Source organism: Streptomyces camelliae, from assembly GCF_027625935.1.
In the GTDB taxonomy this organism is placed as follows: domain Bacteria; phylum Actinomycetota; class Actinomycetes; order Streptomycetales; family Streptomycetaceae; genus Streptomyces; species Streptomyces camelliae.
Genome location: NZ_CP115300.1, coordinates 4,269,238 through 4,288,979, shown reverse-complemented (window position 1 = coordinate 4,288,979; position 19,742 = coordinate 4,269,238). Strand labels below are relative to the sequence as shown.

Below are 19,742 nucleotides of genomic sequence, written 5' to 3'. Positions count from 1 at the left end.
AGCGTGTGACGTAACGTCGCAGGGTGATCGAACCGCACGCCCCCGCGCCCCCGCGCGTCCCGCCCCACTGGACAGGCCCCGCCCGGCTGCCCGTCCGGCCCGGCACCGGGCGGTTCCTGGTCCTCGTGTGCGTCTTCGTCTGCGCGGCCTGCGGGCTGGTGTACGAACTCGAACTCGTCGCGTTCGCCTCGTACTTGATGGGCGACTCGGTCACCCAGGCCTCCGTCGTGCTGTCCGTCATGGTGTTCGCGATGGGGGTCGGCTCGCTCGGCGCCAAGCGGCTGCGCTGGCATGCGGCGGCCGGCTTCGGCGCCATCGAGACGACCCTGGCGCTCATCGGCGGATGCAGCGCGATGGCGCTGTACGCCGTCTTCGCCTGGACCGGCGGCTGGGGCGGGGTCTGGGCCGACGGCCCGCGCTTCCTGCTGGTCGCCTTCTCCCTCGCCATCGGTCTGCTCATCGGCGCCGAGGTGCCGCTGCTGATGGAGCTGATCCAGCGCATCCGGCTCCAGGACGCGGGCGGCGCGGTCGCCGACCTGTTCGCCGCGGACTACGTCGGCGCGCTGGTCGGCGGCCTGGCCTTTCCCTTCCTCCTGCTGCCGTTCCTGGGCCAGTTGACGGGCGCGCTGGTCACCGGCACGGTCAACGTGGTGGCGGGCGGCGCCCTCGTCCTCGGCCTCTTCCGCCGCGACCTGTCGCACCGGGCTCGCTGGACCCTGCTCCTCGTCGGCCTCACCGTCCTCGGCGTCCTCGCCTCCGCCGCCGCCCTCGCCGGCGACTTCGAACGCGCCGCCCGGCACGCCGTCTACGGCCAGGACGTCCGGGTCGCCGTGCAGACGGACGTGCAGGAGGTCGTCCTGGCCGGCGGCACCGACGGCAAGCCGCTCGACCTCTTCCTCGACGGCCGGCTCCGCGTCGGCGGCCGCGACGAACGCCGCTACCACGAGGCCCTCGTCCACCCGGCCCTGTCCGGCGGCGCCCACGCGCGCGTGCTCATCCTCGGCGGCGGCGACGGCATGGCCGCCCGCGAGGTGCTGCGCGTGCGCGGGGTGCGCCGCGTCGACCTCGTCGAGATCGACTCCGGCCTGGTCCGACTCGCCCGCCACGACCCCGGCCTCGCCGCCGCCAATGGCCACGCCTACGACGACCCCCGCGTCCACGTCGTCACGGCCGACGCCTTCGGCTGGCTGCGCGGGGCGCCCGCCTCGGCGTACGACGTCGTGATCGCCGACCTGCCCGACCCCGGCATCACCGCCAGTACCAAGCTGTACTCCCAGGAGTTCTACGGCCTGGCCCGCCACGTCCTCGCCCCCGGTGGCCGGCTCGTCGTGCACGCCGGGGCCGTCACCACCCGCCCCCGGGTCTTCTGGACGGTGGCCGCGACCCTCCGCGCGGCGGGCTTCGCCACCTCCCCCTACCGGGTCCTCGGCCATGACTCCGGCTTCGCGGCCGGCCCCGACCGCTCGGCCGGTGCCTCCCGCGCCCCGCACGACTGGGGCTTCCTGCTGGCGGCCCCGGGACGCACCGCGCCGCCGCTGCGCCTGGGCGCCGGCCACTCGCGCACCCTCACCCGGGCCGGCCTGACGGCGGACGCGACGGCGGCCGGGCGGACCTGGATCCCAGGGCTGCCCGCCTCCACGCTGGTGCATCCGCGGTACTGACCGGCCGGTCGTCGCAGGGTACGTTCCGGCCACTCCTGGGTAGGCTCAGCCGACATGGAGCACCAGGTCTTCGTCCCGGTCCCGGTCGACCCGCTCAGGAGCGCCCTCGCCGACCCCGCACGCGTCGCCCGCGCGGTCCCCGGCCTTCAGCAGGACGCCGGTGCCGACCCCGTCGCCGGCCGGCTGAAGCTGCGCGTCGGCGGACATTCCGTCACCTACCGGGGGGCCGTACGGATCACACCCCGCGAGGACGGCGCGTACGACGTCACGGGGGACGCCACCGAGGCCCGGGGCACCGGCACCGTGAAACTCGCCCTCACCCTGCGCCTCACGGAGACCGAGGGCGGTACGACCGTCACGGCCGAGGGCACGGCGGACGCGGACGGCCGCATCGCGGAACTCCCGGCGGAGGCGGTGAGTTCGGCGGCGACGCGCCTGCTGAACCGTTTCCTGGAGAACCTGGCGGAACCGGTGCGGGAGCCGGAGGAGCGGGAGCCGGAGGAGACACTGGAGGCACCGGAGCCCGAGGAGGCACCGGAGCCCGAGGAAGCGCAGGAGCCGGAGGAGGCACCGGAGGCACCGGAGACACCGGAGGCGGAACACCCCTCGGTCTTCGACACCGAGGTCCCCCCGCCCTCCCTGGACCCCGCGACGGACCGCTTCTCGGACGACTTCACCGACACCGGCGAACCCCCCGCCGAGGCCGCGCACGCCCGCCGCACGATGATCGGCCGCAGCGCCGAGGAGGTCGACCACGCCCCGCCGAGAGGCCGCTACGCCCCGGTCCCGGCCCCCCAGACGATCACCGGGAACCAGGCCCTGCGCTGGGCGGCCCCGGCGGCGGCCGTGGCCCTGGCGTCGGCGATCGTCGTGACAAGGGCACTTCGCAAGCGCAGGTGAGTAGTGTCGTCCCGTGAGTAACGAAGACATCACGCTGACCGCGGGCACCGCAGAAGTACACGTCAGCCCCGCCAACGGCGGCCGTATCAGCGCCCTCAGGGTCGACTCCCTGGAACTGCTCCGCCAAGGGGACCGCTTCGGCTGTTTCCCCATGGTCCCCTGGTGCGGCCGGATCAGGGAGGGCCGCTTCCCCGAAGGCGGCATCGTCCGCCAGATGCCGCTGAACTCCCCGCCGCACGCCATCCACGGCACCGCACGCGACGGCGCCTGGAAGACCGCGCGGGTCGCTCGGAACGAGGCGGTGATCACGTACGACCTGGTCGACCCCTGGCCGCACCCGGGCCGCGTCACCCAGGTCGTCACGCTCGCCGAGGACAGCCTGACGCTGACCATGTCGGTGGAGGCCCGGCACGACTCCTTCCCGGCGCAGATCGGCTGGCACCCCTGGTTCAACCGCAACCTCGGCGGCCAGGACGTGACGCTCGACTTCGAGCCCGCCTGGCAGGAGGAGCGCGGCGACGACCATCTGCCCACCGGCAACCGCATCGACCCGAAGCCCGGCCCCTGGGACGACTGCTTCGGCATGCCCGACGGCGTCGACGTCACCCTCACCTGGCCCGGACAGCTGGAGCTGAAGGTCACCAGCCACGAGGAGTGGGTCGTCGTCTACGACGAGCAGGCCGAGGCCGTGTGCGTGGAGCCGCAGACCGGCCCGCCCAACGGCCTGAACACGCTCCCGCGCCTGGTCACCCCGCTGGAGCCGCTGGAGGCGACGACGACCTGGAGCTGGCGGCGCCTCTAAGCTGGTCGGCATGACGGACGTACGCGGCGCGCTGCTGCAGCAGATCAAGGACAAGGCCGTGGTGCACGGCAAGGTGACCCTCTCCTCGGGTCTGGAGGCCGACTACTACGTCGACCTGCGCCGCGTCACCCTGGACGGCGTGGCCGCCCCGCTGGTCGGTCAGGTGCTGCTGGACCTGACGGCCGACCTGGAGTTCGACGCGGTCGGCGGCCTGACCATGGGCGCCGACCCGGTCGCGGCCGCCATGCTGCACGCCGCCGCCGCGCGCGGGCAGCGGCTGGACGCGTTCGTCGTGCGCAAGGCGGCGAAGGCGCACGGGATGCAGCGGCGGGTCGAGGGCCCGGACATCGCCGGCCGGCGGGTGCTCGTGGTCGAGGACACCTCCACCACCGGCGGCTCCCCGCTCACCGCGGTGGAGGCCGTGCGCGAGGCCGGCGCCGAGGTCGTCGCCGTCGCGACCATCGTGGACCGGGCGACCGGTGCCGCCGAGAAGATCGAGGCCGGTGCGGGCGTTCCGTACCGGTTCGCCTTCTCGAAGGATGAACTGGGTCTGGACTGACCCGGCGGTATGACCTGGACTTGACCGGCGCATGGACCATCGGTCCATGTCTGGAAAGATGGGGACGACGATGACGTCACACCCAAGGTCTAGGTCAGGGCCGTAACGCAGAACCTCTCACCCGCAACACAAGGAGCGGACAGATGCCCATCGCAACCCCCGAGGTCTACAACGAGATGCTCGACCGGGCGAAGGCAGGCAAGTTCGCCTACCCGGCCATCAACGTCACCTCGTCGCAGACCCTGAACGCGGCACTGCGCGGCTTCGCGGAGGCGGAGAGCGACGGCATCGTCCAGATCTCGACCGGTGGTGCCGAGTTCCTCGGCGGCCAGTACAGCAAGGACATGGTGACCGGCGCGGTCGCCCTCGCCGAGTACGCGCACATCCTCGCCGAGAAGTACCCGGTCAACATCGCGCTGCACACGGACCACTGCCCGAAGGACAAGCTCGACGGGTACGTACGTCCGCTGATCGCGATCTCCGAGGAGCGCGTGAAGGCCGGCCGGAACCCGCTCTTCCAGTCCCACATGTGGGACGGCTCCGCCGAGACCCTCGCCGACAACCTCGCCATCGCCCAGGAGCTCCTGGAGCGCACCAGCGCCGCCAAGATCATCCTGGAGGTGGAGATCACCCCGACCGGCGGTGAGGAGGACGGCGTCTCGCACGAGATCAACGACGAGCTGTACACCACGGTCGAGGACGCGATCCGCACGGTGGAGGCCCTGGGCCTGGGCGAGAAGGGCCGCTACCTGCTGGCCGCGTCCTTCGGCAACGTCCACGGCGTGTACAAGCCGGGCAACGTCGTGCTGCGCCCCGAGCTGCTGAAGGAGCTGAACGAGGGCGTCGCCGCCAAGTTCGGCAAGCCGTCCCCGTTCGACTTCGTCTTCCACGGCGGCTCCGGCTCCACCGAGCAGGAGATCCTGACCGCGCTGGAGAACGGCGTCGTGAAGATGAACCTCGACACGGACACCCAGTACGCGTTCACCCGCCCGGTCGCGGGCCACATGTTCGCGAACTACGACGGCGTCCTGAAGGTCGACGGCGAGGTCGGCAACAAGAAGTCCTACGACCCGCGCACCTGGGGCAAGCTGGCCGAGGCCGGCATGGCCGCGCGTGTCGTCGAGGCGACGCAGAACCTGCGGTCGGCGGGCAACAAGATCAAGTAACCCGCTCCTCTCGACGGACCCGGTGACTGTCCACGTCACCGGGTCCGCTGTATACCTGGGGACATGCCCGATGTCCGGCTGGCCTCGCCCCAGGGCAAGTGGATCCTGCTCACCACGGTCCTCGGCTCCAGCATGGCCCTGCTGGACTCGACCGTCGTCAATGTGGCACTGCCCCGCATCGGCCGTGACCTGGACGCGAGCCTGGCCGCGCTCCAGTGGACGGTCAACGCGTACATGGTCACGCTGGCCGGCCTGATCCTGCTGGGCGGCTCGCTCGGCGATCACTACGGGCGCCGGAAGATCTTCGTGCTGGGCGTGGTGTGGTTCGCCGCCGCGTCCCTGCTGTGCGGCCTGGCGCTGAACCCGGCCATGCTGATCGCCTCGCGGGCCCTGCAGGGCATCGGGGGAGCGCTGCTCACGCCCGGCTCCCTGGCGCTGATCCAGGCCTCCTTCCATCCCGACGACCGCAGCCGGGCGGTCGGCCTGTGGTCGGGGTTCGGCGGGATCGGCGCTGCGGTCGGCCCGTTCCTGGGCGGCTGGCTGGTGTCCGGCCCCGGCTGGCGCTGGGTGTTCCTGCTGAACGTCCCGCTGGCGCTGCTGTGCGTACCGGTCGCCCTACGGCATGTCCCGGAGTCCGCGGACGGGGGCAGGCACGCCCGTTTCGACGTGCTGGGCGCGGTGCTGGGCGCCCTGGCCCTGGCCCTGCTGACGTACGCCCTGATCGAGGCCAGGACGGGTTCACTGATCGTGGCTCTGACCGCGGTCGTGGGCCTGGCGGCGGCCGTGGCCTTCGTCCAGGTCGAACGGCACCGCCCGGACCCGATGCTCCCGCCGGACATCTTCGCCTCACGCCAGTTCACGGCCGTCAACCTCGTCACCCTGTGCGTGTACGCGGCGTTCGGCGGCTTCTTCTTCCTGGTGGCGCTCCAGCTCCAGGTGGTGTCGGGCTACTCGCCGCTGGCGGCCGGTACGGCACTGCTGCCGACGACGGCCCTGATGCTGCTCTTCTCGGCCCGCTCGGGCGCCCTGGCGGACCGCACGGGCCCGCGCCTGCCCCTGACGGTCGGCCCACTGCTCTGTGCGGCGGCGATGCTGCTGATGCTGCGGGTGGGGCCGCACTCCTCCTACCTCACGGACGTCCTTCCGGCCCTGCTGGTGATGGGCGCCGGCATGGTCACCCTGGTGGCCCCCCTGACGGCGACGGTCCTCGCCTCGGTGGACACCGCCCGCGCGGGCCTGGCCAGCGGCATCAACAACGCGGCGGCACGGGCCGCGGGCCTGATCGCGGTGGCGGCGCTGCCGCTGCTGGCGGGCATGGGCCCGGAGGCGTACCGGGTGCCGTCTTCCTTCGACACGGCGTTCCGGCGGGCGATGCCGATGTGCGCGGGGGTGCTGGTCGTGGGCGCGGCGCTGGCCCTCGCCCTGATCCGCCGCCCGGCGCCGGACTGCCGCCATCCGGACTGCCGGACCTACGGGAGCGTGACGGTGCCGCCGCTGGAGGGGAAGGGACACGTGTAGGCCGGGACGGTGCCCACCCGGCGGCGGCCGTCGTAGCCGCGTAGCAGACTGGACCCCATGACGATTCACCAGAACCTCCTCGGCGGCCCGCCCCCGACCCACCTCCCCGACGACCCGGAGCCCCGCGAAGCCCTCGCGAACGGCACCGCCCCCGCGGACGTCGCCGCCAAGTACCCCACCTCCTCCCTCGCCTGGGCCCAGCTGGCCGACGACGCGTTCGAGGCCGGCCGGGTCGTGGAGTCGTACGCCTACGCCCGTACGGGCTACCACCGCGGCCTGGACGCCCTTCGCCGCAATGGCTGGAAGGGCCACGGCCCGGTGCCGTGGGAGCACGAGCCGAACCGCGGCTTCCTGCGCGCCCTGCACGCCCTCGCCCGCGCCGCGCAGGCGATCGGCGAGCAGGAGGAGTACGAGCGCTGCTCGCAGTTCCTGAAGGACTCCTCCCCGACGGCCGCCCAGACCCTGGGCTGACCCCTCCCTCACGGGACCGGTGTGGCCCGTCCGGCAACGGACGGGCCTTGCCGTACGGGAGTCGATTGCAGAGGATGCCGTTGGGGACCGGGGCCCCCGTGCCGGAATCGGCAGGGGCGGACCGCTACCCGGAGTACAACAGGAGACAGCGATGTCCCAACAGGCTCATCTGTCGATCGAGACTCAGGAGCCCGAGACCCCGCATCTCGACTTCGCCGGCACCACGCCGTACGAGGACTACGTCAAGGCCGACGTGCTCACCCACCTCCAGCACACCCTCTCCGACGATCCCGGAGAGATGGTCTTCCTGGTCACGACCCAGGTGATGGAGCTGTGGTTCACGGTGATCGTGCACGAGTGGGAGACGGCGGCGAACGCCCTCCGCTCGGACGACGTACCGACCGCGATCGCCGCGCTGAAGCGTTCCGTACGGGAGCTGGAGGCCCTCAACGCCTCCTGGACCCCGCTCGCCCAGCTCACCCCCGCGCAGTTCAACTCCTACCGCTCCGCCCTCGGCGAGGGCTCCGGCTTCCAGTCGGCCATGTACCGGCGCATGGAGTTCCTGCTCGGCGAGAAGTCCGCGTCCATGCTCGTACCGCACCGCGGCGCCCCCCGCGTTCACGCGGAACTGGCGAAGGCGCTGCACGAGCCGAGCCTGTACGACGAGGTGCTCCGCTTCCTGGCCCGCCACGGCCACGCCGTCCCCGCGTCCGTCGTCCACCGGGACGTCTCCCAGCGCTACGAGCCCTCCGACCAGGTCGAACAGGCCTGGGCGGCGATCTACTCCGGCGACCCGGACGCCGAGCCGGCCCGCCTGGGCGAGGCGTTGACCGACGTCGCCGAACTGGTGTGGCGCTGGCGCAACGACCACCTGGTCGCCACCCGCCGCGCCATGGGCGCCAAGCCCGGCACGGGCGGCTCGGCCGGTGTGGCCTGGCTGGAGAAGCGGGCCCGCAAGAACGTGTTCCCCGAGCTGTGGACGGCGAGGTCCCATGTCTGAACTGGCCCTGGAAGCAGAGAAGTTCGACGCCGCGGACGAACTGGCGCCGCTCCGGGACCGCTTCGTCCTCGACGGCGTTGTGTACCTGGACGGGAACTCGCTCGGCGCGCTCCCGGCGGTTGTGCCCGACCGGGTCGCGGACGTGGTCCGGCGCCAGTGGGGCGAGCTGCGCATCCGCTCCTGGGACGAGAGCGGCTGGTGGACCGCGCCCGAGCGGATCGGTGACCGGATCGCCCCGCTGGTCGGGGCGGCGCCCGGCCAGATCGTCGTGGGTGACTCCACAAGTGTCAACGTGTTCAAGGCACTTGTGGCCGCGGTTCGGATGGCGGACGAGGCCGGTGAGGGCCGGAGCGAGATCCTCGTCGACGCGACGACCTTCCCCACGGACGGCTACCTGGCCTCCTCGGCGGCCCGCCTGACCGGCCACACCCTGTGCGCGGTGACCCCGGCGGAGGTGCCGGCGGCCCTGAGCGAGCGTACGGCGGCGGTCCTGCTGAACCACGTCGACTACCGCACCGGCCGCCTGCACGACCTGCCGGGGCTGACCGCGGCGATCCACGCGGCGGGCGCCCTCGCCGTCTGGGACCTGTGCCACAGCGCGGGCGCGCTGCCGGTGGGCCTGGACGAGCACGGGGTCGACCTGGCGGTCGGCTGCACCTACAAGTACCTGAACGGCGGCCCGGGTTCACCGGCGTACCTCTACGTCCGCCAGGAGCTGCAGTCCCGCTTCGACTCCCCGCTGCCCGGCTGGAACTCCCACACCGACCCGTTCGGCATGAGCCCGTCGTACGCCCCGGCGCCGGGCGCGCTGCGCGGCCGGGTGGGCACGCCGGACATCCTGTCCATGCTGGCCCTGGAGGCGGCCCTGGAGGTCTGGGACGGCGTCTCGGTCGCGGCCGTCCGCGCGAAGTCCCTCGCCCTGACGGACTTCTTCCTGCGCTGCGTGCGGGCGTACACCGAGCCGGGCCGCGTGGAGTCGGTGACGCCCGAGCGGCACGAGGAGCGCGGCAGCCAGGTCGCCCTGCGCTGTCCGGACGCCGGTGCGGTGATGAAGCGGCTGATCAGCAGGGGTGTCGTGGGTGACTTCCGGCACCCGGACGTCCTGCGCTTCGGCTTCACCCCGCTGTACGTCGGCTTCGCGGAGACGGAGCGGGCGGCGCGGATCCTGGCGGAGGAGCTGGCGTAGCGGGAGTCCTGGGGGAGCGGCCGGTCAGGTCTCTCCCCCAGGGCCCGCACAGAACCGTTTTCCCTCACCCTCCGTCACATCCCCATGTCCGCGCACGTCACTGGCCTGATACCGTCCCCGCCAAGGTGAACGAAAAGTTCCCCATCTGGTCCGCCACACGCCAAACACGTTCCATCGCTGAGAGGTTGGAGCATGCCGGACGACGCCGCAGCTGCCCGCGCCGCCGCCGAAGAGGAGTCGGCCTTCTCGCACTCCCCGGTCGACCCCGACGTCAGCTCCGCCTACGGCGACCACCCCGACCAGGTGATCGACTTCTACGCACCGCGGTCCGACCAGGACGTCTCCGCTCCGCTGGTGGTGGTCCTGCACGGGGGCGCGTGGCGGGCCCGGTACGACCGGCGGCACATCACGCCGTTCGCGGACTACCTGGCCCGTAGGGGTTTCGCGGTGGCCAACGTGGAGTACCGGCGCGGCGGTGAGCCCTCGTCGTCCCTGATCCCCGAGCAGAACACGGGCGAGACCGTCCCTCCGGCCGGCCGCTGGCCGGAGACCTTCGACGACGTGGCGGCCGCCCTGGACGCCCTGCCGGATCTCGTGCGTACGGCGCTGCCGCAGGCGGACCCGCGCCGCATGGTGCTGACGGGCCACTCGGCGGGCGGCCACCTGGCGCTGTGGGCGGCGGCCCGGCACTGCCTCCCGGCGGACGCCCCGTGGCGCACGGCGGGCCCGGCACCCCTGCGGGGCGTCGTCGCCCTGGCCCCCATCGCGGACTTCGAGGTGGCGGAGAAACTGGACGTCTGCGGCAACGCGAGCCTGCAACTCCTGGGCGGCCACGACACCTTCGCCGGCCGCCGCCCGTACGCCGACCCCGTCCTCCTGCTCCCGACGGGCATCGCGACGACGCTGGTCCAGGGCCGTACGGACCTGGTCGTACCGCACGCGGTGGCCGAGTCGTACGCGGACGCGGCGGCGAAGGCGGGTGAGGTGGTGGGCCTTACCCTGCTGGAGGACGTGGGCCACTTCCCCCTGATCGACCCGGCCGCGGACGCGTGCGCGGTGGTGGCGGAGGAGATCGCCCAACTGGCCTGGTGACCCCGCCTCAGGAGGATCACCCCGGGGCCCGCCCCGGTCATACCCGTAGTACCTGAGAGCTACCTCGCAGGACAGCTCTCAGGCGGGACGCCGACGACACGCTTCGCTCCATAACTTCCTTGCCAGAAAAGCCCGATGGCCGGGCATTCTGAAAGGAAGCCGACCATGGGGCACACCGGGCACCGGGCCCACCAGCAGATGCCGGCGGTGAATGGGCCCCGTGAGGGGCGCGGGGCTGTATCCCTATACGGCTCCGCAGCGATGGGGGTACCTCCCTGCTCGAACGAAGTTGAGAGCTTGGGGGAGCGACCAGCCACAACGGACCCGCACACGGCACCCGACTCGCACACGGCACTCGACTCGCAGTCCCCGTCCTCCCACCCGCAGCCGCCGGCGGCGCATGTGTCCCGCCAGGGCCACCCGCGCCCGGCGACGATCGACGACCGCCCCTCCGCCACCCCCTCCCCTCACCCGCAGCCGCCGACGGCGAAGGCCCCCCACCAGGGCCACCCGCGCCTGGCGACGAAAGCGTCACGGGGGGTGCGGGTCGGCAAACGAAGCGGCCGGGCCCGCGGATGCCTTCGCGCGTTGTTCGCCGCCCTGCTCGTCACCGCCATCGCGGCCCCCCTCTCCGCCGCCACCACGCATCCCGGGATACCGGCCCCCCGGCCCGCCCGTCTCCCCGCACTCACGGCGGCCACCCTCCACTCCACCTACGCGGCGAACCGAGCCGACGCGGCCCGCGCCGCCCGGATGGCCGCGGCCCACGGGGACAGCCACCGTGCCGCCGCCGACCGCGCGCTCGCCGCCCCGGCCCGCACGCTCCTCACCTTCGACGGCCGGGGTGCCGGCCAGGCCACGGAGGTGCTCGGCGACCTGTCGCACGCCGGCCACATCGCCGTACTGGTCCCCGGTTCGGACACCTCGCTGGACACCTACGCCCGCTTCCACAAGGCCGCCGCAGCCCTGTACGCGGACCTCACCCATCGCGCCCCCCACGGCACCCGCGTCGCCGTCATCGCCTGGCTCGGCTACACGACCCCGGCCACGGTCAGCACCACGGTCACCACGACCACCCGAGCCGACGAAGCCGCCCCCCACCTGCGTGCCTTCGTACGAGACCTGCGCGCGGCGACCGAGCCGGGCGCACACCTCTCCCTGCTCTGCCACTCCTACGGCTCGGTCGTCTGCGGCCGGGCCGCCCCCGGCCTGGACGCCGACGACATCGCCCTGGTCGGCAGCCCCGGCACCGGCGCGGACTCCGCCGCCGGCCTGCACACCCGCGCCCGCGTCTGGGCCGCCCGCGGCAGCGACGACTGGGTGGCGCACGTCCCGCACGTCCGCGTCGGTCTCTTCGGCACCACCCTCGGCTTCGGCACCGACCCGGTCTCCCCCGCCTTCGGCGCCCGGGTCTTCGACGCGGCCGGCGCCCAGCACAGCGGCTACTTCACCCCGGGCTCGGCCTCCCTCGCCAACCTGGCCCGGATCACCCTCGGCGAGACCTCGGAGGTGACCCGTGTCTGAGCCCGCCGTACTCCACACCGTCCACACCCAGACCCACACCCCTCGCCGGCACATTCTCCGTCCGCGCCACCCCCTGCACGCCCTGCGCCGTACCGCGCACCAGGTCGACTCCGTCACCCCTGCCGACCGGGACCGAGCGGTCGACGCCCTGCGGGCCTTCGCGATCCTCGGTGTCGTCCTCGGCCACTGGCTGGTGACCGCGCTGGTCGCCAAGGACGGCGGCCTGCACACCACCAGCCCGCTCCAGCACATGCCCTGGCTGGCCCCGATCTCCTGGCTGTTCCAGACCCTGGCCGTGTTCTTCCTGGTCGGCGGCCATGTGGCGACCCGCAGCCTCGCCTCGGCCCGCGCGCGAGGCGAGGGCTACGGCGCCTGGCTGCGGGCGCGGCTGGCCCGCCTGCTCCGCCCGGTGGCCGCGCTGCTGTGCCTGTGGGCGGTCGCCGCCCTGGCCCTCCTGATCACCGGCACCCCGCCGGCCACGATCGAGGCCCTGCTCAAGCTGGCCCTGTCCCCGCTGTGGTTCCTGCTGGTCTTCGCCGGCCTGACCGCCGCCACCCCGCTGCTCACCCGCCTCAACCCCCTGTGGCCGCTGGCCGTCGTCCTGCATGTCGACCTGCTCCGCTTCGGCCTCCACCTCGGCCCCTCCTGGCTGGCCTGGCTGAACCTCCCGGCGGGCTGGCTCGTGCCGTACACCCTGGGCGCGGCCTGGACCCGGGGTGAACTGGACGGCCGGCGCGCGGCCTGGGTCCTCCTCCTCGGCGGTACGGCGGCCACGGCGCTGCTCATCGGCTGCGGGGGCTACCCGGCGTCGATGGTCGGCGTCCCCGGCGCGAAGATCTCCAACCTCGACCCGCCGACCCTCGCGGCCGTCGCCTTCGGCCTGGCCCAGTGCGGTCTGGCCCTGCTCCTGCGCGACCGGCTGCGCCGCGCGATGGCCCGCCCGCTGCTGTGGTCGGCGGTGGCCCTCGTCAACCTCTCCGCGATGACCATCTACCTCTGGCACCAGACGGCCATGATGGCCACGACGGCGACCGGTCTGACAGCCGGCCGGCTGCCCGGTCTGCACACCGCACCCGACTCACTGGACTGGGTGGCGTACCGCCTCGCCTGGCTGCCCGTCTTCACCCTCGTCCTGGCCCTGTGCCGGGCGGCCTTCCGCCACCACGAACAGGGCCCCCGCCGTCCCCGTCACCGCACGTCGCACGTGGTCCGCCGCCACCTGCCCCCAGCAAAGTCCCCGCACCATGCCTAAGGTTGACTCCGTGAAGCCCGCGGACCCGCACGATCTCGACCAGCTCCACCCCTCCGCCGGCGCCACTCCCACCCCCGCGCCCACCGCCCCCGGTGCCGGGCCCGGCCTCGGACGCCGCCTCTGGACCTGGCTGGGCGAGGCACCGTCGACGCAGTCGCCGCCCTTCTCGAAGTACCGCTGGGCCCGCCTGCTCACCTACGTCCTCGTCGGCTATCTGGCCCTCGGCATCGCCCTCGCCGGCGGCGAGGAGCTGGCCAACAGCTACGGCTTCACCACGGCTGTGGCGTTCCTGAGCACCTTCCTCCAGGCCGCCGCCATCGTCCTGGCTCTGCGGCGCCCCGTCCCCGCCTGGGCCCTGTCCCTGTCCGCCGCCACCGCTACCGCGCTGCTCGCCCGCCAGCACCTGGCACACCTGCGGCTCCCCGGCCCCAACTGGCCGTGGACCACGCCGACGCTGCTGGCCCACATGGCCGTACTGCTGCTCCTCGCCCTGCGCGTCCGCCTCCGCGGCACGGTCGCCTTGGTCGGCGGGAGCGCCCTGGTGACCTTCGTCGTCGAAGGCCCCGTAGGAGCGCAGCGCTACTCCCCGACCGGGATGGCCGCCTTCGGTCTGTTCATCGTCGCCGCCGTCATCGGCTCGGCCCTGCGCGGCCGGAGCGAGGCCCGTAAGGAACTGGTCGAGCAGACGACGATCACCGCGGAGGAGCGGGCGCGCCGGGCCCTGCTGGAGGAGCGCAGCCGTATCGCGCGCGAGCTGCACGACGTGGTCGCCCACCACATGTCGGTGATCTCGATCCAGGCCCAGGTGGCCCCGCACCTGGTGGAGAACCCCTCCGACGAGCTCAAGGAGAACCTGGCGGGGATCCGCAACAACGCCCTGGAGGCCCTGACGGAGCTGCGCCGCGTGCTCGGGGTGCTGCGGTCGGCGGGTCCGGGCGACCCCGAGGCCCTGGACGACGCCTACCGGCTGTCCGCCCCCGGCACCGGCCCGGCCCCCGACGCCCCGCAGCCGAACCTCGCCCGGCTGGACGCGCTGATCGAGAACACCCGGGCGGCCGGTCTGGAGGTCGTCCTGAAGAGGGACGGCGAGCCGCGCGGCTATCCGCCGGGCGTGGAGCTGTCGGCGTACCGGATCGTGCAGGAGGCCCTGAGCAACGTCCTGCGGCACGCGCCGGGCGCGTCGGTCAGCGTGGAGGTCCTGCACTATCCGGACGGGATCTGCCTGGACGTCACCAACTCCCGCCCGAGCCGCCCGGCCCCGCCGTCCCCCGGCAGCGGCCACGGTCTGCTCGGGATGCGGGAGCGCGCGGCGATGCTCGGCGGGCATGTCGTCGCGATGGGCGACCGGCGCGGCGGCTTCCGGGTGACGGCGTTCCTGCCGCGCGAGGGCACCCCGAAGCCGACGGACACCGAACGGCCCTTTCCGCCGCACAGCAGCCCCGAGCCACCGACAGGAGAACAGGACCCATGACGAGCGGTGCCGGCACCATCCGTGTACTCATCGCCGACGACCAGGAGATGGTCCGGCAGGGTTTCACCGTGCTGCTCAACACCCAGCCCGACATCCAGGTGGTCGGGGACGCGGTGGACGGGCGGGCCGCGATCGCCCGGACCGCCGAACTGGCCCCGGACGTCGTGCTGATGGACATCCGGATGCCCGAGATGGGCGGCCTGGAGGCGACCCAGCGGATCACGGTGGAGCATCCCGCCGTCAAGGTGCTCGTGCTGACCACCTTCGACCTGGACGAGTACGTGTACGAGGCGCTGCGGGCCGGTGCCTCCGGCTTCCTGCTCAAGGACGCCTCGGCGGACAAACTGGCCGAGGCGGTCCGGGTGGTGGCCGCGGGCGACGCCCTGCTCGCGCCCGGCATCACCCGGCGCCTGATCGCCCAGTTCTCCCAGCTGGACGGCGGCGGCCGGGCCCCGCTCAAGCAGCGCGTCGGTGATCTGACGGAACGGGAGACGGAGGTGCTGGCGCTGATCGCGCAGGGCCTGTCGAACGCGGAGATCGCCGAGCGGCTGGTCGTGGCCGAGCAGACCGTGAAGACGCACGTCGGCCGGATCCTGGTGAAGCTGGGGCTCAGGGACCGTACCCAGGCGGCGGTCTTCGCCTTCGAGTCGGGCCTGGTCCGCCCGGGCGGCGCCCGCTGACCGGCCGCCCGGCGAAGCCCCGCCGGCACCTACGGGTCCGCGCCCCGAAGACCCGTAGTACCTGAGAGGGACCCCCAAGGACCCCTCTCCAAGGGGACGACCGCGACCCCGGGCCCGGCCTACCGTTCTGTACGTGACCGAGACGACGCACACGCAGACGACACCGCCGGGCCCGGCCGGGCGGCCGCGCAGCCCGGAGCTGCGGCTCGCGGCGGAGGCCCTGCGGGGGCTGCGCCAGGAGATGTTCGAGGACGCCTTCGCCTACGACCCGCTGCCCCGGCGGGCCGAGGCCGGCTCGCCCACCCGGCGTCCGTCGGGCCGGATACGGTCCTACGGAATCTGGACCCCGCATGTACTGGTGGGCCTCGGCGGCGCGGTGGCCATGTTCCTCGCCTTCACGGATGAAGAGGCGCCCGTGAGGGCCCTGCTGTGCGGGCTGCTCGCGCTGGTGCCGGTCCTGCTGACCCTGGTGCGTCCGGTGGGCGCGTTCTGGGCGTCGCTGGCGGCCACGGTCGTCATGTCCGTGATCGGCACCGCCGACGGCAGCTGGCCATGGCTGCCGGGCAGCTTCGTCTCCCATCTGCTGGTGATGACGATCGTCGCGCTGCGCACCCGCCCGCGCACGGCGGCCTGGATGTGGGTGCTGACCGCACTGTTCGGCCTCTTCGCCGACATACTCGTCGGCCACGGCAGGTTCGGCTCCGACACCGCCCCGATGCTGATCCTGTCGGCGCTGATCCTGCTGATCGTCACGGTCCGGCACATACGCAAGCAGGCCCAGCAGGAGATGACCGTGCAGCAGACGGTGACGGCGCACGAACGCTCTCGCCGCACCCTGCTGGAGGAGCGCACGACGATCGCCCGCGAACTGCACGACGTGGTCGCCCACCACATGTCGGTGGTCGCGATCCAGGCGGAGGCCGCGCCGTACCGGGTGGAGAATCCGCCGCCGGAGCTGGAGAAGGCGTTCGCCACCATCCGGGAGAACGCGGTGGCGGCCCTGACCGAGCTGCGCCGGGTCCTGGGCGTGGTCCGCGCGGAGGACTACGAGGCCCCGGACACCCCACAGCCCACGCTCGCCGATCTGGACGCGCTGCTGGCCAATGTGCGCGAGGCCGGGCTGACGGTGGACAAGGCGGTGACGGGCGCGGTCCGTGAACTCCCGCAGGGGGTGGAGCTGTCGGCGTACCGCATGGTCCAGGAGGCCCTCAGCAACACCCTGCGGCACGCACCGGGGGCGAGCGCCCGCGTGGAGATCGGCTATGTTCTGGGCGGCCTGGGCCTGCGCATGGTCAACGCCGCTCCGCCCGCGCCCCACCTCGTCAAGCCCTCACCGGGTGCCGGGCACGGCATCACGGGCATGCGGGAGCGGGTCTCGATGCTGAACGGCGAGATGACGGCGGGTCCGACGGACGACGGGGGTTATGAGGTGACGGTGTTCCTGCCGGTGCCGGCCGCCGCGAGCGAAGGGGACGCATGACCATCCGCGTACTGATCGCGGACGACCAGATGATGGTCCGCGAGGGTTTCTCGGTCCTGCTGAACGCGATGCCGGACATCGAGGTCGTCGGGGAGGCCGTCAACGGGAGGGAGGCGGTGGACCGGGTCCGGGAACTGTCGCCGGACGTCGTCCTGATGGACATCCGGATGCCGGAGCTGAACGGCATCGAGGCGACCCGGGAGATCGTCGCGGCGGACGCGATGGCGAAGGTGCTGGTGCTGACCACGTTCGACCTGGACGAGTACGTGTACCAGGCCCTGCGCGCGGGCGCCTCCGGCTTCTTGCTGAAGGACGCCTCGGCCCGCCAACTGGCCGACGGCGTCCGGGTGGTCGCCGCCGGCGAGTCCTTGCTGGCCCCCTCGGTCACCAGACGCCTGATCACGGAGTTCTCCCGCCTCTCGGTGCCCCCGCGCCTGATGCCGGCGGCCCAGACGGCGTACGGCGAACTGACCGAGCGGGAAACGGAGGTACTGGTCCTGATAGCCCAGGGCCTGTCGAACGCGGAGATCGCCGAGCGTCTGGTGGTGGCGGAGTCGACCATCAAGACCCACGTCAGCCGCATCCTGGTCAAGCTGGGGCTCAGGGACCGCACCCAGGCGGCGGTGTTCGCGTACGAGGCCCGCCTGGTCACACCGGGCTGACCTGGTGTCGTAACGTCGTGCCGCATCGAATCGCATCGACGGGGAGCATGAGCGGGGGAGCGAGCGTGGAACTGGAACTGCTGCCGCATGTCGGCGTCGCGTGTTTCCGGCTCGGCATGTCGGTCGAGGAGGCGCGGGACGCGGTGCGGGAGTGGGGTCTCTTCCGGGTCGTCGCGAGTGATCCGGTCCCGGGACAGATCTCCCTCACGCACGACGAGTCCGGGCTGAGCATCATGCTGGGGTTCACCAAGGGCGGGCTGAGCGGTGTGGAGCTGTTCCGGTTCCGGAACGAGGCCGCCGACGTGCGGGTGCTGCTCGACGGGCTCGACGTCTTCCGCACCCCGAGCGCCGACCTGGTCGAACAGCTCGCGGAACGGGGCCACACCGTCGAGGAGAACGACCTCGGCTTCGACGCCCTGCCGGAGCTGAAGGTGTTCCTGGCGAACGAGAGCAGCTACGACCACCCGGTGGACGAGGAGGGCGACCCCCTCTCCTACGACTACGTTCTGATCAGCGGGGAGGCCGGCGCGTGACCGTGGATCTCGTCCTCGATCCGCCGCGCGGTGTGGCGCCGCTGCGGCTGGGCATGACGCTCGACGAGGCGATCGCGGCGGTGCCCGGCTGGGGCGAGCCCAGAGTCCTCGGGCGCCGGAGTTCGGCGCAGGCCTCCTGGTCCCTGGACGGAGTGGGGGTGCAGGCGCTGCTGGAGGGCGGTCCCGTGGTGACGGCGATCGAGCTGTGGTGGCCCGGGGAGGGCCGGACGTCCACGACACGGGTCCTGCTCGACGGGGACGACGTGTTCGCCGTGCCGGCCGAGCGGCTCTTGCGCCGTGCCGCCGCCCGTGGCTGGACGGTCGACACGTCCCGCCCCGAGCATCCGGTGATCCCCGGGGTGTCCCTGGGCTTCACCCGGCAGACCTCCCAGGAGGTCCCGCGTGACGCCGAGGGCCTGCCGGTGCATGTCACCTCCGTGCTCGTCGGCGGGGAGGACTACTACGACTTCCTCAGCGAAGGCCACGGTTGACCGCGTCAGGTGGCGGACACCCCTGGTCAGAGGGCGGTCCGGCGGGTTAGCGTCCCGGCATGGCAGGCCCCACCGACCTCGGTTTCGATCCCTGGGACCCGGCGTTCGTCGCCGACCCCTACCCGGCCTACGCCGAGCTGCGCGCACGCGGCCGGGCGATCCGGTACGAACCGACCGACCAGTGGCTGATCCCGCACCACGCGGACGTCTCGGCGCTGCTGCGGGACCGGCGGCTGGGGCGGACGTACCAGCACCGGTTCTCGCACGAGGAGTTCGGCCGGACCGCGCCCCCGCCGGAACACGAGCCGTTCCACACCCTCAATGATCACGGGATGCTCGACCTGGAGCCGCCGGACCACACCCGGATCCGGCGCCTGGTGTCCAAGGCGTTCACCCCGCGCACGGTGGAGCGGCTGAAGCCGTACGTCGAGACGCTGGCGAACGACCTGGTGGCGGCCCTCGTCCGGGACGGGGGCGGCGATCTGCTCGCGGACGTCGCGGAGCCGCTGCCCGTCGCGGTGATCGCAGAGATGCTGGGGATCCCGGAGGGGGACCGGGGGCAGTTGCGGCCCTGGTCGGCGGACATCTGCGGGATGTACGAGCTGAATCCGTCGGAGGAGACGGCGGCCAGGGCGGTTCGGGCGTCCGTCGAGTTCTCGGAGTTCCTGCGCGAGCTGATCGCCGCGCGGCGCAAGGAGCCGGGGGAGGACCTCATCTCCGGGCTGATCGCCGCGCACGACGAGGACGACGACCGGCTGACCGAGCAGGAGATGATCTCCACGGCCGTGCTGCTGCTCAACGCGGGGCACGAGGCGACGGTCAACGCCACGGGCAACGGATGGTTCGCGCTGTTCCGGAATCCGGAGCAGCTGGCCGCCCTGCGGGCCGATCACTCCCTGATCCCGTCCGCGGTCGAGGAGCTGCTGCGCCACGACACCCCGCTGCAGCTCTTCGAACGCTGGGTGCTGGACGACATCGAGATCGACGGTACGACGATCCCGAGGGGCTCGGAGATCGCCATGCTCTTCGGGTCCGCCAACCACGACCCGGCCGTCTTCGCCGACCCCGGCCGGCTGGACCTGACCCGTACGGACAACCCGCACATCTCCTTCAGCGCGGGCATCCACTACTGCATCGGCGCGCCCCTGGCCCGTATCGAGCTGGCCGCCTCGACGCGGGCCCTGCTGGAGCGGGCGCCCACCCTGGCCCTGGCGGCCGAGCCGGAGCGGAAGCCCAACTTCGTGATGCGGGGGCTCAAGGAGCTGCGCGTGCAGGTCGGCTGAGCACGGTGGCC

19 protein-coding genes are annotated in these 19,742 nt (G+C 72.7%); all 19 read left to right on the top strand.

The window, feature by feature from the left end; all coding sequences use genetic code 11:
* Positions 1–23 precede the first annotated feature (23 nt).
* The 19 genes from O1G22_RS19510 (at position 24) to O1G22_RS19420 (ending at position 19,731) form a co-directional block, all read left to right on the top strand.
* Complete coding sequence (locus O1G22_RS19510) at positions 24–1,661, top strand: polyamine aminopropyltransferase (RefSeq protein ID WP_270082505.1); 1,638 nt, start codon at positions 24–26, stop codon at positions 1,659–1,661.
* A gap of 54 nt (positions 1,662–1,715) precedes the next feature.
* A complete protein-coding gene (locus O1G22_RS19505; RefSeq protein ID WP_270082504.1) occupies positions 1,716–2,561 on the top strand; it encodes an SRPBCC domain-containing protein in 846 nt (281 codons plus the stop codon).
* A 13-nt stretch (positions 2,562–2,574) separates the two neighbouring features.
* Positions 2,575–3,363 carry an aldose epimerase family protein gene (locus O1G22_RS19500; protein WP_270082503.1) on the top strand — a complete coding sequence of 263 codons (789 nt, stop codon included), beginning with the start codon at positions 2,575–2,577 and terminating at the stop codon, positions 3,361–3,363.
* Positions 3,364–3,373: 10 nt separating this feature from the next.
* Entirely contained in the window at positions 3,374–3,922 is a 549-nt protein-coding gene (gene pyrE, locus O1G22_RS19495) for an orotate phosphoribosyltransferase (protein WP_270082502.1), read from the top strand.
* A gap of 143 nt (positions 3,923–4,065) precedes the next feature.
* Positions 4,066–5,088: a class II fructose-bisphosphate aldolase gene (fbaA, locus tag O1G22_RS19490; RefSeq protein WP_225097389.1), complete on the top strand. Its 1,023-nt coding sequence runs from the start codon at positions 4,066–4,068 to the stop codon at positions 5,086–5,088.
* Positions 5,089–5,151: 63 nt separating this feature from the next.
* Positions 5,152–6,606, top strand: coding sequence for an MFS transporter (locus tag O1G22_RS19485; RefSeq protein ID WP_270082501.1), 1,455 nt, complete (start codon positions 5,152–5,154; stop codon positions 6,604–6,606).
* A 57-nt stretch (positions 6,607–6,663) separates the two neighbouring features.
* Positions 6,664–7,077: a DUF3151 domain-containing protein gene (locus O1G22_RS19480; RefSeq protein WP_225097387.1), complete on the top strand. Its 414-nt coding sequence runs from the start codon at positions 6,664–6,666 to the stop codon at positions 7,075–7,077.
* Between the two features lie 151 nt (positions 7,078–7,228).
* On the top strand, positions 7,229–8,077 hold the full coding sequence (locus O1G22_RS19475) for a tryptophan 2,3-dioxygenase family protein (protein ID WP_270082500.1): 849 nt from the start codon (positions 7,229–7,231) through the stop codon (positions 8,075–8,077).
* A complete protein-coding gene (gene kynU / locus O1G22_RS19470; RefSeq protein WP_270082499.1) occupies positions 8,070–9,263 on the top strand; it encodes a kynureninase in 1,194 nt (397 codons plus the stop codon). The genes O1G22_RS19475 and kynU overlap by 8 nt, the downstream gene beginning before the upstream one ends.
* 192 nt (positions 9,264–9,455) lie before the next feature.
* A complete protein-coding gene (locus tag O1G22_RS19465; protein ID WP_270082498.1) occupies positions 9,456–10,355 on the top strand; it encodes an alpha/beta hydrolase in 900 nt (299 codons plus the stop codon).
* Positions 10,356–10,895: 540 nt separating this feature from the next.
* Positions 10,896–11,879 carry an alpha/beta hydrolase gene (locus O1G22_RS19460; RefSeq protein ID WP_270086464.1) on the top strand — a complete coding sequence of 328 codons (984 nt, stop codon included), beginning with the start codon at positions 10,896–10,898 and terminating at the stop codon, positions 11,877–11,879.
* An 82-nt stretch (positions 11,880–11,961) separates the two neighbouring features.
* Entirely contained in the window at positions 11,962–13,131 is a 1,170-nt protein-coding gene (locus tag O1G22_RS19455) for an acyltransferase family protein (RefSeq protein WP_270086463.1), read from the top strand.
* 10 nt (positions 13,132–13,141) lie between these two features.
* On the top strand, positions 13,142–14,602 hold the full coding sequence (locus O1G22_RS19450) for a sensor histidine kinase (protein ID WP_428986384.1): 1,461 nt from the start codon (positions 13,142–13,144) through the stop codon (positions 14,600–14,602).
* Positions 14,599–15,282, top strand: coding sequence for a response regulator (locus tag O1G22_RS19445; RefSeq protein ID WP_225097382.1), 684 nt, complete (start codon positions 14,599–14,601; stop codon positions 15,280–15,282). The genes O1G22_RS19450 and O1G22_RS19445 overlap by 4 nt, the downstream gene beginning before the upstream one ends.
* Positions 15,283–15,415: 133 nt before the next feature.
* Positions 15,416–16,762 carry a sensor histidine kinase gene (locus O1G22_RS19440; protein ID WP_270082497.1) on the top strand — a complete coding sequence of 449 codons (1,347 nt, stop codon included), beginning with the start codon at positions 15,416–15,418 and terminating at the stop codon, positions 16,760–16,762.
* Entirely contained in the window at positions 16,759–17,424 is a 666-nt protein-coding gene (locus tag O1G22_RS19435; RefSeq protein ID WP_270082496.1) for a response regulator, read from the top strand. The genes O1G22_RS19440 and O1G22_RS19435 overlap by 4 nt, the downstream gene beginning before the upstream one ends.
* A 65-nt stretch (positions 17,425–17,489) precedes the next feature.
* A complete protein-coding gene (locus O1G22_RS19430) occupies positions 17,490–17,957 on the top strand; it encodes a hypothetical protein (RefSeq protein WP_270082495.1) in 468 nt (155 codons plus the stop codon).
* On the top strand, positions 17,954–18,448 hold the full coding sequence (locus O1G22_RS19425) for a hypothetical protein (protein WP_270082494.1): 495 nt from the start codon (positions 17,954–17,956) through the stop codon (positions 18,446–18,448). The genes O1G22_RS19430 and O1G22_RS19425 overlap by 4 nt, the downstream gene beginning before the upstream one ends.
* Before the next feature lie 59 nt (positions 18,449–18,507).
* The gene (locus tag O1G22_RS19420) at positions 18,508–19,731 is read left to right on the top strand and encodes a cytochrome P450 (RefSeq protein WP_270082493.1); all 1,224 of its coding nucleotides are present in this window, start codon (positions 18,508–18,510) and stop codon (positions 19,729–19,731) included.
* The last annotated feature ends 11 nt before the right edge of the window (positions 19,732–19,742 follow it).